We start from the raw sequence: 13,804 nt of genomic DNA, 5'->3' as shown, positions 1-13,804 counted from the left end.
CTTTAACAGTATAGACATCTAGACGATAAGAAATAAAGATGTCACGTAAAATCAAGGTAATCACTTAATTTTCATGACATTGTGCTGCCGATAAGCAAAGTATAGGTTAGATGGGCAAATTTGAAAGTAATAAATTGCTTAAATTTGTTTATTAATGTTTATAGTGACGTGAGGGTGTCTTGATAAAAAATAGGGTTGTTTTTAATTTTTTCTAACTCAATCAGTACCTTGTCAATTGGTACAGGGCGAGCAATAAAGTAGCCTTGCCCATAGTCGATACCAATTTCTTTAAGTGCAAAAAACACTTCTGCAGTTTCTACATATTCAGCAACAGAGCGCTTATTTAGTGAGCGACTGATGTCATTTATGGCCTTTACTAGCGCTAAATCAATGGAGTCATTAAGCATATCGCGTACAAAGGAGCCGTCAATTTTTACGTGTTGAGCTGGTAATTGTTTAAGGTAATTAAAGGTACTAAATCCTGTGCCAAAGTCATCAATTGAAAAGTGGCAACCTAAATTATTTAGTCGTTCAATCATTTTTCGTGTCGCCGCTAAATTATTAATACTGGCCGATTCGGTTATTTCAAAAATAATTTTCGCAGGAGACACTTGATACTTCTCAAGGGTCGATTCTATTAATGGCAGTAAACGTTCATCTAAAAATGATTGTGCCGATAAGTTTATTGCAATCTGAAGAAGCTCTGGATGTGCAGCAACACTCGCAATGCTGTTACGAATAACACATTGGTCCATTAAAAAGGTATCGTTGAGCATTTCCAATGAGGGAATAAATTGATTAGGGTAAATAAGTTCGTCGTCTAGCTTTAACCTTAGCAGTACTTCAAAGTAGGCAACCTGATTTGTTTTAAAATCCCAAATGGGTTGATAATGAAGCTCTATACTGTCTTGTTGGAGTGCTTGACGTACCCCATGGCCCCACTCTAAACCCGTTTGCAGCGCATTATTCTCACCATCTTGTTTTGAATAACAGTGTACTAAGTTACGGCCTAAATTTTTAGCAATATATAACGCAATATCTGACTGCTTTAAGCATTCATTTGGATCGCAGTTATCAGCGGTAATTTGGGTTAAACCAATCGAGCAACTAATTGAATAGATTTGCTCTTCAGATTTAAATTGGTTGCCTTCAATGGCACTACAAATCCCTTCTGCAATTAAATGTGCATCCAATAAATTGGTATTTTTAAGTATCACCGCAAACTCATCGCCACCGACACGGCAGATTAGATGCTCATTACTAATATTGGCAATAAATAGCTGCGCCACTTCTTTTAAAACAATGTCACCTTGTTGGTGGCCTTTGCTGTCGTTTATTATTTTAAAGTGGTCAAGGTCAATATAAATAAGCGCGTGTTCAATATTTGTATGGGTGTTTTCGCTCTGGCAAATATAGTTAAGCTGTTGGTCAAAATAATAACGATTGTGTAGCCCTGTTAAGGTGTCATGCAGGGCTAAATGGCGCAATTGCAACTCTGCTTGTTTGCGCTCATGAATGTTATCGAGTGTGGCGGTGATAGTGGCGTTGTTGCTGCTATTTTTTATTAACTGAAGCCGACATTCTACCCACACTGAGTTACCATTTTTTTGGCTCAGTTTAACTTCTATTTTTTGTTTGTTCGCGCCACCTTGTAAAATATCATCAATGGTTGATTGTAATGACTGTTTATATTCTGTGGTACAAAACGCAGTGAGTGGTTGTTGTAAGGACGACTTAACTCCAAAACCACTTAGAGATTCCCACGCCGGGTTTATAAAGCGAATACTTCCTTGTTGGTCTAGTTCAAGTACAACCGTGTTCAGGTGCAATAAAATACGCTGATGCGCTGAAAATAGGTCACGATATTTTACTTCACTAATGCTTAATTGCTGCACTTTGTTAGCAAACTCAGCATAGCTCACCATAAAATCTTCACGACGCGCTGCATGATCACAGACTTTATTTAAAAATGAGGGATCGTAAGGGGCGCGAATAAAGTCGGTAACGCCAGAAAGTAATAACTGCTCAGCGTAATCAGCATCGTTTTTATCAATAATAGTAACAATGGCTTGCTGAGGGTTATGCTGCAAAATCTTTTCTACTAATTGATTTGAACTCTCAGCTTGTGCTGCAGTGGCATCGAGTAGCACGATAGCAAACGGCTGTTGATTATAGGCACTGAGCGCGGCTTTTTCGTTAGTAACATGAGTAATTGCAAAGTTAAGCTTTAATTGTTCACTCATGTCGTATGCTCTGCTGGTAAAGGGTTCTAATAACAACAGGTTTAAGCGACTGCTTTTTTCTAAATGACTCGACAGCACATTTGCTAGTATTTGCGGCAATATATCTTGGCGTTCAAAAGGCAGTACTGCATCTATGCCATAGCTACGTGCGGTAGTTTCGGCGATACGCTCACAATAAATGGGCGGAATAAGTAAAATAGGCGTATTTTTCGGCGTGTTAAGTAAACCAGAGCGGATCATACGTGAAAACCGCCAGCCATCAATTTTACCTACATCTAATCCGGTTATGATTATATTTACGCTTTGGTTCTTTAAGATTTTTAACGCATCTTGGCTGTCTGAGGCTTCAATAAACTCAAACACACTAAGCCTCTCCAGCGTGGCACGTATAGTCTGGCGCTCATCATTACTTGCATTTAATATTAGCAATTTAAGCTGTTTTGCCACTTAGGTACCACTCCGAGAAATGCAGATCGTAAAACTATAAGAGTAATGATATTTAGTGCTAAGAACAAGCGTATTTATTATAGAGCGGCCTTAAATCTAACGATCAATCTTAAATCTATTTGTAGTAATAATTGACTTAATTTAATAAATAAGTTTATTGAGCAATACCATTATAGTGTAATTTAGCACGTACCTTGTGGTTGTTTAAGTATAGATATACACTTGGCGCGATTTTAAATGATGTGGAATTCTAACAATGCGCGTAGCTGATTTTAGCTTTGACTTACCTGATGAATTAATTGCTCGTTTTCCAAAAGCAGACAGAACTAGTAGCCGTTTATTAAGCTTAGACGGGCCGAGCGGTGCTGTTGAGCATAAAATATTTAGTGACATTCTTGAACTGGTTAACGAAAACGACTTATTGGTTTTTAACAACACCAAAGTAATACCTGCGCGTATGTTTGGTCAAAAAGAATCAGGAGGTAAGGTTGAGGTGCTGGTAGAGCGTGTATTAGACGAACACCGGGTTCTTGCGCACATTCGTGCTAGTAAATCGCCAAAACCGGGCAATGTACTCATTTTAGAGGGCAAAGCAAAAGCCATTATGGTGGCACGCCACGATACGTTATTTGAGCTTGAGTTTGACCGCAGTGAAAATGTGCTCGACATTTTAAATGATGTTGGCCATATGCCGCTTCCTCCTTACATTGATCGCCCAGATAATGAAGCGGACCGAGAGCGATACCAAACAGTATATGGTGAAAAGCCAGGCGCCGTAGCTGCACCAACCGCAGGCCTTCATTTTGACGATAAACTCATGGCTGCGCTTGAAAATAAAGGCGTACAAATGGCGTTTGTTACCTTGCATGTTGGTGCAGGTACATTCCAGCCAGTTAGGGTTGAAAGTGTTGATGAGCACATCATGCACTCTGAATATATTGAAGTACCGCAAGCTGTGGTGGATGCGGTTGCAAACACTAAAGCTAAAGGCGGGCGTGTGATTGCGGTAGGTACAACTTCAGTTCGCTCACTAGAGTCGGCAGCAAAAATACATGGCGGCAAGTTAGATACTTACTTTGGTGATACCGATATTTTTATTTTCCCAGGTTATCAATTTAACGTTGTTGATGCCATGGTCACCAACTTCCATTTACCTGAATCAACCCTAATTATGCTGGTCAGTGCCTTTGCAGGGCAAGACAATATTATGGGTGCTTACAATACTGCGATTGAACAACAGTATCGCTTTTTTAGCTATGGCGATGCGATGTTTTTGACCCGTAAATAATTTACAGCGTTATCGGTTTTTATTTTACTCCTAAGCACAGTGAATTTATCACTGCTAATAGTAATAGGGTGGTAAAAAGGGTAGAATCGAGCGGTTAAATTATAGCTTGTTGGACTGTTTTTCCGACACAGAGGATATTATGAAATTTGAATTAGACTGCACCGATGGCAAAGCACGCCGCGGTCGCTTGATTTTTGACCGAGGTGTAATAGAAACACCAGCGTTTATGCCTGTAGGCACTTATGGCACGGTTAAAGGCATGACACCTGATGAAGTTAAAGCAACGGGTGCACAAATCTGTTTAGGCAATACATTTCACTTAATGTTGCGTCCAGGTACTGAAATCATCAAACAGCATGGTGATTTACACGATTTTATGAACTGGGACTTCCCAATTCTTACTGACTCAGGCGGTTTCCAAGTATTTAGCCTTGGCGCAATGCGTAAAATCACTGAAGAAGGCGTAATGTTCCAATCGCCAGTTAATGGTGATCAAATTATGATGTCGCCAGAGAAATCAATGGAAGTGCAGCGTGATCTTGGCTCAGATATCGTGATGATATTTGACGAATGTACGCCATATCCTGCCACTGAAAAAGAAGCCAAAGACTCTATGGAGCTTTCTCTTCGTTGGGCTAAGCGCTCAAAAGAAGGGCATGGCGACAACCCGTCAGCATTGTTTGGTATTATTCAAGGCGGTATGTATCCTGAGCTTCGTGCACAATCACAAGCGGGCCTTGAAGAGATTGGTTTTGATGGCTATGCACTTGGTGGTTTATCGGTTGGTGAACCTAAAAATGAAATGATTAATATTCTTGATCATTGTGCTTATAAAATGCCAGAAAACAAACCACGTTATTTAATGGGTGTAGGCAAGCCAGAAGACTTAGTTGAGTCGGTTCGTCGTGGTATTGATATGTTTGACTGTGTAATGCCAACGCGTAATGCACGTAATGGTCACTTATTTATTACAACGGGTACCATTAAAATCCGTAACGCAGTGCATAAAACAGATACGGGTCCACTTGATCCAGAGTGTGATTGCCATACCTGTAAAAATTATTCGCGCGCCTACTTGCATCATTTAGACAAATGTAACGAAATTTTGGGTGCACGACTAAACACTATCCATAACTTACGATACTATCAACGTGTTATGGAAGGTTTGCGTAATGCTATTAGCGAAGGTCAACTAGAGACATTTGTCCACGATTTTTACGCTCGCCGAGGCCAAGAAGTGCCAGAGCTAGCTGATACAACAAATTAAAATTTAAAAATTAAAGAGGAAGTATTATGAGTTTATTTATTTCAAACGCGCATGCAAGCGCTGGTGCACCTGCAGCAGGCGGTGGTATGGAAATGCTAATTATGTTAGCGATTTTTGGTTTGGTTTTTTACTTTTTAATTTACCGCCCGCAAGCAAAGCGCGTAAAAGAGCATAAAAGCTTAATGAGTGCGATGGCAAAAGGCGATGAAGTGCTAACCCAAGGTGGTTTAGTGGGTAAAATCGTAAAAATTGCTGAAGATAAAGACTTCATCGTGATCTCATTAAATGAGCAAGCAGAAGTAACAGTACAAAAATCAGCAGTATCTGCTGTATTGCCTAAAGGCACAATGAAGTCGCTATAAAAATAATAAGGACGACCCCGTGTTAAACAAGTTTCCAATTTGGAAGTATTTACTTGTTTTAGCTGTGTTAGCCATTGGCCTTTTATATGCTTCACCAAACCTGTATGGCCGCGATCCGGCCATACAGGTTTCTGGCGCTAAAGGCACCGATGTTGACCTCAGTGTTGTAGACAAAGTAAACGCAATCCTCAAAAAAGACAACGTAAGCGCTAAATCGACAAAGCTTGAAGATGGGCAAATTCTTGTTCGTTTTAAAAATGTTGAAGACCAACTAAAAGCACAAGACTTACTGCGTAACTCGCTAAGTAACGATTATATCTCAGCGATTAATATGGCTCCTGCACAACCGGCTTGGTTAAAGTCGCTGGGCGGTAATCCTATGAAGTTAGGCCTAGATTTAAGTGGTGGTGTACATTTCACCATGGAAATCGATATGGTCACTGCGGTGGATAATCAGTTAGAGCAGATGGAGCAAGATTTCCGTAGCGACCTGCGTGAAGAAAAACTACGTTATCGGAGTGTGCGCCGCGTAGCTGGTTCTGAGCGCATGCGTGTAGAAATGCGTAACGAAGAAGATAAAGACGCTGCAGAGCGCTTTTTAGAAAGCCGTTACCCATTAAACGTTTACATTGATGATAGCAGTAACGATAACGCATTCTTTGCCACTATGAGTGAGCTAAAGCTAAAAGAAATTCGTGACTATGCTATCAAGCAAAACGAAACTATTATTCGTAACCGTATCAACCAAATTGGGGTTGCAGAGCCAAACGTACAGCGTCAAGGTGCTGAACGTATTATTGTGCAATTACCAGGGATTCAAGATACCGCTCGCGCTAAAGAAATTTTAGGTGCTACGGCAACGCTTGAGTTTCGTGAGGTTGACGAAAATGCTGACATAAGCGCCGCTGCTCAAGGTCGTATCCCACCGGGTACTGAAATGATCATGAGCCGTGATGGTTATCCTGTGGTACTAAAAAAACGCATTATTCTTGAAGGCAGCCATATTACTGGTGCGCAGTCAGGTGCAGATGAGTACCAGCGTCCACAAGTAAGCATTAAACTCGATAGTAAAGGTGGGGCAAAAATGAATGCCTTTACCAAGCGTGCTATCGGTAAACGTATGGCTACCGTGTTTATTGAATACAAGCCATCAGGTAAAAAAGACAGTGACGGTAAAGCACTTCCGCCAATTAAAGTGGAAGAAGTTATTAACGTAGCAACCATTCAAGCGCGTCTTGACCGTTCATTCCGCATTACCGGTATTGATAACCCAGCTGAAGCACATAACTTAAGTTTACTACTACGTGCGGGTGCACTGGTTGCGCCTATTCAAATTGTAGAAGAACGTACGGTTGGGCCAAGCCTAGGTCAAGAAAACATTGAAGCAGGTATGACCGCTGTAGCTCTTGGCTTTGCGTTTGTACTGGCCTTTATGCTTATTTACTACAAAGGTTTTGGCCTTGTTGCGAATATTGCACTGGCTGCCAACTTAGTACTTATTATTGGTGTTATGTCATTAATTCCTGGTGCAACGCTTACCTTACCGGGTATAGCTGGTATTGTACTGACTGTTGGTATGGCAGTTGATGCGAACGTACTTATATTTGAACGTATTCGTGAAGAGCTAGCCGATGGCCGCAGCCCTCAACAAGCAGTTCATTTTGGTTATGATAGCGCCTTTAGTACTATTTTTGATGCCAATATCACCACATTAATTGCGGCGATTATCTTGTTTGCTGTTGGTACCGGTCCTGTTGCTGGTTTTGCGGTAACCCTAGCAATTGGTATTTTAACCTCTATGTTTACAGCAATTATAGGTACCCGTGCGGTTATCAACCTATTTATTGGCGGTAAACGTGTTGATAAACTTTCAATTTAAGGAGCAGACATGCAAATTTTAAGATTGGGCGGAAAAACCCTTCGTTTCATGTCTCTTCGAAAAGTGGCAATGGGCTTTTCTACGCTATTAATTATAGCGTCGCTGACGTCACTTTTTGTTAAAGGCTTAAATTTCGGCTTAGATTTTACCGGCGGTACAGCGGTTGAGGTGGGGTTTTCGCAACCAGCCGATCTGAAAAAAGTACGTAATGTACTAGCTGAAAATGATTTTGCTGATGCATCGGTACAGCTTTTTGGCTCAAGCCAAGAAATACTGGTCCGTTTAGCCCCTCGCGGTGATGATGTAAAAGCAGAAGTAATTGGTAACCAAGTAATTGCTGCCCTTAAACAAGCTGATGATAGCGTAGTAATGCGCCGCATTGAGTTTGTAGGTCCAAGCGTAGGTGAAGACTTAAAAGAGCAGGGTGGCCTTGCCATGTTAACTGCACTTATTTGTATCTTAATTTATGTGGCGTTTCGCTTTGAATGGCGTTTTGCTGTGGGCGCAGTTGGCGCGCTTTTACACGATGTAATCATTACGATTGGTTTATTCTCGGTGCTTGGTTTAGAGTTTGACTTAACTATTTTGGCAGCAATACTTGCCGTGATAGGTTACTCACTAAACGATACCATTGTTGTATCAGACCGTATTCGTGAAAACTTCCGCAAAGTGCGCATTGACGACACGATTGAAATTATTGATATCTCGCTTACGCAAACACTTAACCGTACCTTAGTAACCTCAATCACTACTATTTTAGTACTGATTGCGTTATTTGTATGGGGCGGTCAAACCATTCATGGCTTTGCTACTGCACTACTATTTGGTGTGTTTATTGGTACTTACTCTTCAGTTTACGTTGCCAGCTCGGTGGCTATTGCCATGGGCGTAAGTAAAGAAGATTTAATACCAGAAGTGATTGAAAAAGAAGGCGCTGATTTAGATCCAATACCTTAATTGAGATTAAATTATTCTTAAAACAAAACCGCTCCTAGTGAGCGGTTTTTTATTGCCTCCTATATAAGTCACATAATAGTCATACTCAGTTGGTATTTTATTGCTCTTATTAAATTTTTATTTGAGCTAGTAGTGACTGAGCAACGACAAGTCTTAGAATCAATTTTACAACAAGGAGCAATAACAACCTTGTTCCAACCTATCTTCGATATAGCTAAGCAATCTATTATTGGGTATGAAGCGCTTAGCCGTGGCCCTAAAAATGGTCCATTAGCCATGCCAAATAAGCTATTCGAAGCGGCTCATAAATACCAATTGATTTCAGAGCTTGAGCTTTTATGCCGTTCTCGCGCCATTGAAAATTTTGTAAAACTCAGTCTGCAAGGGAAGTTATTTTTAAATGTCAGCCCAAAAATTCTACTCGATCCGAGCCACCCTAAAGGCGAAACCTTACATTTAATTGAACAGTTTGGTCTTGCTGCCAATCGAGTGGTGATTGAAGTAACTGAACAAGAAAAAGTAGATGATGGCTTTTTACTGTTAAAAACCATCGCTCATTATCGAGAGCTAGGCTTTACTATTGCTATTGACGATCTCGGTGCAGGTTATTCAGGACTAAAGCAATGGTCGCAGTTATGCCCAGATATTGTAAAAATTGATCGTTACTTTATTGATCATTGCGATCAAAGCGAAGTTAAAAAAGAATTTCTAAAATCAATTATGGTGTTAGCACGGGCAACAAATACAGCGGTGATTGCAGAGGGAATCGAACGTTCCGAAGAGCTAGATTTAGTTAAAAGTATAGGCATAAGTCATGTTCAGGGGTTCTTGTTAGAAAGACCGAGTCAACAGCCAAGTTATGACTACAACTGTAAACAGTTACAATCGCTCACTTCGACCCAAGCCGCCTCAAAGTTTGAACAATCAATGGCAATAGGTGTGCTTGCTGTTGCTCAGCCTGCTATTAGCAGTCATACGCGTTGTAAAGAAGCTCATGCACTTTTTGAGCAAGACAAAAGCATAATCAGCTTACCGGTATTAAATAGCAGTCAGCAGCCAATAGGGCTGTTACACAAAGATCAGCTAACAGAAGTGTTTGCCGCGCCTTATGGGCATGCACTTTATGATAAATGTGAAGTCACTGAGTTAATGGATAAACAACCTTTGGTGGTTGATGAAAATCAAATGCTTGATATTGTCTCCCAGCAAATAACAGAGCAAGACTTTGATATTCGTCGCCATATTGTTATCACCTGCAACAATAAATATTTAGGCTTGGCACCGCTCAGAGACATACTAAAGCACATTACAGCAGAAAAAATCCGCCACGCTCAACATGCTAACCCTTTGACCATGTTACCGGGTAATGTAGCAATTAGTGAGGTAATAGAGCAGCGTCTGCAACATAAACAGCCATTTTCACTAGCCTACATCGATTTAAATCACTTTAAACAATTTAACGATTTGTATGGCTATGCCAGTGGGGATAGCGTAATAAAACTTCTGGCCGATGTGACTGTAAAAGCGTGTGCGCACAGCGCTAATTTTGTCGGGCATATTGGCGGCGATGACTTTATGGTGGTGTTTGAAAAAAAAGATGCGGTGGAGATTTGTAATACTATTATCTCGCAATTTGAACTACAGTCACGCGTGTTTTTTACGCCAGAGCATATTGCTGGAAAAGGGTATTGGGCAACTAATCGAGAGGGCGAAAAGCAGTTTGTACCTTTACTTACATTATCGATAGGTTTAGTTGAGCCTGATCTGCAGCAGTGTAAAAATAGTCATCAAGTAGCGGCATTAGCGACAGATGCTAAAAAAGAAGCAAAACGTTATCGTCACAGCTACTTATTTATATGTAATCGAAGAAGGCCTGCTCCCGCTATTGTACGTTTATCCAATAGTAAAAAAAGTGGCTAACAAAAAGCAAAAAAGGAGCCTAGGCTCCTTTTTTTAGTACGTAATTACGATTAACGTAATAACGACTCAGATAATACTGGGCGCATTTCGCGAACAATCGCCTGTGTTAGCTTAGGTGCACCACAGATTACGTTACCGCTCACGTTGTAGTTATTACCGCCAGCAAAATCAACAATCATGCCGCCAGCTTCTTTAACTAATAGCTCGCCTGCTGCTGTATCCCAAGGTTTTAAACCAATTTCAAAGAAGCCATCAACACGACCTGCTGCAACATACGCCATATCTAGCGAAGCAGAGCCTGCACGACGAATATCAGCCGTGTGAACAAATAACGCTTTAAACGCTTCAGAGTATGCATCTAAGTGATGCTTTTGTTTGAAAGGAAAGCCTGTAGCAAGAACAGAACCAGCAAGTTCAACAGTTTTAGATACACGTAAACGTTTGCTGTTTAACTGTGCGCCTTGACCGCGAGAAGCAGTGAAAAGCTCGCCACGAATTGGATCGTAAATTACGGCTTGGTCTAAACGACCTTTAACTTTAAGTGCAATAGATACTGCGAAATGAGGGATACCCTTGATGAAGTTAGTTGTGCCATCAAGTGGGTCAACAATCCATTGGTAATCAGCATCCTTACCTTTGTGTTCGCCTAACTCTTCACCAACTATGCAGTGATCAGGGTAAGAACGTAAAATAGTGTCACGAATTACGGCTTCGGCTTCTTTATCAATGTTAGTAACTAAATCATTGGTGCCTTTTTGTTGCACTTCAACTTTTGATAAGTCTTCACTTGCACGAAGAATAAGTTTGCCTGCGTTACGCGCAGCGCGAACCGCAATGTTTAACATTGGATGCATGGTATTACCTTTGGGTTGTAAAAGAACGTTTATATATTTAAGCCGGCGTATTTTAGCGGTTTTTGCCATAAAGTAAACCATAAAGCCTAAATACTTATGAGTGTTTTTTGTACAGCTATGATCTTTCGATATATTTATTGAAATAAAAACAAGCAATAAATTTGTAAATTAGCGCTTTACCTAAAGTGAGCTTGAGGTTTTATGATGTTCTATATTCAATTAACAGGAAGAAAATTATGAAATTAGAACACGTAAATTTAGTTGTCAGTGATATAAACGCCATGCTTAAGTTTTACCAAGCAGCGTTTCCCTATTGGTCAATTAGAAGTGAGGGAGAAGGAACCTGGTATGGTAAAGCAAGGCGCTGGGTACATTTTGGTGATAACGATCAATATATTGCTATAAGTGATCACGGTGAAGGGAAAAACCGTGACTTATCAGGGCATCAAATTGGTTTGGCACACTTTGCTTATATAACCAATAACTTAAATGCAGTAATAGCGCGCCTAAAGCATGCGGGCTTTGAAATAAGTAAGCAAGGCGCTGTAAATCCATTTAGAAAGAACATTTATTATATTGATCCCGCAGGGTTTGAGGTTGAGTTTGTAGAGTACATGAGTGATGTACCTAGTGAGCGAAATAACGACTTATAATATGAATGAAGCCAACAATTTTGGCTTCATTAAATGTTTAGCATATTTAATAATGTTTACCATTCATGCCAAGTTGAGTTTTCAGATCATTTGCAAAGCTAATAAATTTTTCTTTAATAGTGCGTTTAACTTTAACTTCCACAGAGCCTAAAACAGTTTTTCCTTCAATTTGAATCGTTGGCCCTTGGCGTTTATTGAGTGAAACTGTTTTATTTTCAAAACTGCCTAAAATACAAAACATTTTAGAAACTACATTAACGTGCTCAGGTACATATATTTCTTCGCTGCCGAGGTAACAATTAACGTGAATAGTGACATGTTGGTGGGTAAAAATAGCATCCGTAAAATCAAGATTGATTGACCCCATGTAGTTTTCTATATAAATTTTTTGAGGAACGACCCATTGGCCGCTTCGTTCACTTGAGCCAAGAATGCTTCTTAATGTGAGTGGCTCTTCACTCCCCTTATGCTGCGCACCATAGTTAGGTGAAAACTGCGAGTGCTTTTGCGCCTTATATTGCTGATCAGTATTTAAGGTTAAATCTTCAACAAGGGCCATAAGCGCGTTATTGTTACTCGCTGCCATTGCATCGTCTAAGCGCCTTTCAAATGCTTCTACAGAAATGACACCATGGCTGTAATTATAAATGAGTTGATCAATTACTTGCTCACGAACTTGCTCGATAGGGCGGTCTTCAATTTTAACAGACATTTAAATTATCCTTTTAAGGTTGCTGGCTATTTCAGAGCAAGCCTTATACCAAATATTAATTTATTTAAAATCAGTGCTTTATGTTTTTTGTTTCTTCGTTTTTTATTATATTAACGACAGATTAACCAAATATACAATTATTTAGTAAGTTTCGCTATTCGAGAAAGTTTTACGCAATGGTCTGTAAATGTTTACTTTGTAGGTTTAAGTCAGCATTGGCTTGTTTTGACTAAGTCATTGAAATTAATGCGTAAAAAACATTGGCCCGATGTTCGCATTAGTTAAAGTGTCTTTAATCAAATGGAGAACGATTATGAAAACATTTAATAAGTCTATGATTGCAGCCCTAGTATTAGGAACAACCGCAATGGGCGCTCAAGCAAGCAGTTGGGAAAACGAAAGCAAAGATGCTTGGATTGATGGAAAGGCAGAAACAGTACTGCTGATGAACACCAATCTAAACAACTTTGATATCAACACGGACGTAAAAAACGGCAAGGTAATGCTAACAGGTAAAGTAAACAGCGACGTAGATAAAGAGCTTGCTGAAGAACTCGTGCTAAGCCTAGATGGTGTAACTGACGTTGAAAACAGTCTAACTGTGGTAAAAAACACCGACATGAAGAAGCATGATTCTAAAATGATGGGTAACGACACGGAAAGTGATTTGACCGATGCCAAAATCACAACAGTTATCACAACGCGTTACTTATTTGATTCTGAAGTAGGTGGTACAGACATTGATGTTGATACCGATAATGGTGTAGTAACTCTTAAAGGTTCAGTTGAGTCTGATGCTGAAAAGCAATTAGCGATGGAAATTGCTAAAAACGCAGAAGATGTTCGCGAAGTAGTTGATGAATTAACTGTTATTGCAGAATAATACACTATACTAAAAGCCCAGCCCTGCTGGGCTTTTTGCTTTGCTAACATTATAAGGATTAAATTATGGATATCATCAGAATTATTTTTTCTATTTTATTACCACCACTGGGTGTATTTTTACAGGTGGGGTTAGGGATGCACTTTTGGTTAAATATTTTGCTAACCTTGCTCGGCTATTTCCCAGGACTAATTCATGCGATTTATATTATCGCCAAAAAATAACGCCATATCGCAGTAATACATTTAATACTGAGTTGCTAATTGCCATCGTAAGGTATGTGTATTAGTTACTCAGACTACTATTATTTAATGAGTTCGTTTCCTCGAAGTCACCATC

The 13,804-nt window shown here is 39.9% G+C and carries 12 protein-coding genes; 9 read left to right on the top strand and 3 right to left on the bottom strand.

Annotated features, from left to right (window positions below):
- Positions 1-158 precede the first annotated feature (158 nt).
- Positions 159-2,690: an EAL domain-containing protein gene (locus FHG08_RS01790; protein WP_178956652.1), complete on the bottom strand. Its 2,532-nt coding sequence runs from the start codon at positions 2,688-2,690 to the stop codon at positions 159-161.
- Positions 2,691-2,946: 256 nt separating this feature from the next.
- On the opposite strand from FHG08_RS01790, the gene queA reads away from it, so the two are divergent.
- From queA to FHG08_RS01760, 6 genes are all read left to right on the top strand, one after another.
- Positions 2,947-3,978, top strand: a complete 1,032-nt coding sequence (gene queA / locus FHG08_RS01785; protein ID WP_138606589.1) for a tRNA preQ1(34) S-adenosylmethionine ribosyltransferase-isomerase QueA — start codon at positions 2,947-2,949, stop codon at positions 3,976-3,978.
- Between the two features lie 139 nt (positions 3,979-4,117).
- Complete coding sequence (gene tgt, locus FHG08_RS01780; protein ID WP_054202633.1) at positions 4,118-5,245, top strand: tRNA guanosine(34) transglycosylase Tgt; 1,128 nt, start codon at positions 4,118-4,120, stop codon at positions 5,243-5,245.
- A 26-nt stretch (positions 5,246-5,271) separates the two neighbouring features.
- Positions 5,272-5,607, top strand: a complete 336-nt coding sequence (gene yajC / locus FHG08_RS01775; RefSeq protein WP_010391747.1) for a preprotein translocase subunit YajC — start codon at positions 5,272-5,274, stop codon at positions 5,605-5,607.
- A gap of 19 nt (positions 5,608-5,626) precedes the next feature.
- Entirely contained in the window at positions 5,627-7,486 is a 1,860-nt protein-coding gene (secD, locus tag FHG08_RS01770) for a protein translocase subunit SecD (protein WP_010391748.1), read from the top strand.
- A gap of 9 nt (positions 7,487-7,495) precedes the next feature.
- Positions 7,496-8,443 carry a protein translocase subunit SecF gene (secF, locus tag FHG08_RS01765; RefSeq protein WP_178956651.1) on the top strand — a complete coding sequence of 316 codons (948 nt, stop codon included), beginning with the start codon at positions 7,496-7,498 and terminating at the stop codon, positions 8,441-8,443.
- A gap of 132 nt (positions 8,444-8,575) precedes the next feature.
- Positions 8,576-10,363 carry a bifunctional diguanylate cyclase/phosphodiesterase gene (locus FHG08_RS01760; RefSeq protein ID WP_138606583.1) on the top strand — a complete coding sequence of 596 codons (1,788 nt, stop codon included), beginning with the start codon at positions 8,576-8,578 and terminating at the stop codon, positions 10,361-10,363.
- 50 nt (positions 10,364-10,413) lie between these two features.
- Here the strand turns inward: FHG08_RS01760 and suhB are convergent, their stop codons facing one another.
- The gene (gene suhB / locus FHG08_RS01755) at positions 10,414-11,217 is read right to left on the bottom strand and encodes an inositol-1-monophosphatase (protein ID WP_054202669.1); all 804 of its coding nucleotides are present in this window, start codon (positions 11,215-11,217) and stop codon (positions 10,414-10,416) included.
- A 236-nt stretch (positions 11,218-11,453) separates the two neighbouring features.
- On the opposite strand from suhB, the gene FHG08_RS01750 reads away from it, so the two are divergent.
- Positions 11,454-11,870 (top strand): VOC family protein, encoded by a 417-nt coding sequence (locus tag FHG08_RS01750; protein ID WP_178956650.1) that lies wholly within the window; start codon positions 11,454-11,456, stop codon positions 11,868-11,870.
- 46 nt (positions 11,871-11,916) lie between these two features.
- Here the strand turns inward: FHG08_RS01750 and FHG08_RS01745 are convergent, their stop codons facing one another.
- Positions 11,917-12,582, bottom strand: coding sequence for a LiaF domain-containing protein (locus FHG08_RS01745; protein ID WP_178956649.1), 666 nt, complete (start codon positions 12,580-12,582; stop codon positions 11,917-11,919).
- A 313-nt stretch (positions 12,583-12,895) separates the two neighbouring features.
- On the opposite strand from FHG08_RS01745, the gene FHG08_RS01740 reads away from it, so the two are divergent.
- Complete coding sequence (locus FHG08_RS01740) at positions 12,896-13,465, top strand: BON domain-containing protein (protein WP_138606577.1); 570 nt, start codon at positions 12,896-12,898, stop codon at positions 13,463-13,465.
- 65 nt (positions 13,466-13,530) lie between these two features.
- Positions 13,531-13,689 carry a YqaE/Pmp3 family membrane protein gene (locus tag FHG08_RS01735; RefSeq protein WP_008466367.1) on the top strand — a complete coding sequence of 53 codons (159 nt, stop codon included), beginning with the start codon at positions 13,531-13,533 and terminating at the stop codon, positions 13,687-13,689.
- Positions 13,690-13,804: the final 115 nt, after the last annotated feature.

It is taken from the genome of Pseudoalteromonas sp. Scap03 (assembly GCF_013393115.1).
In the GTDB taxonomy this organism is placed as follows: domain Bacteria; phylum Pseudomonadota; class Gammaproteobacteria; order Enterobacterales; family Alteromonadaceae; genus Pseudoalteromonas.
Note: the sequence above shows the minus strand (reverse complement) of the source record. Positions and strands in the feature narration are given on the sequence as shown.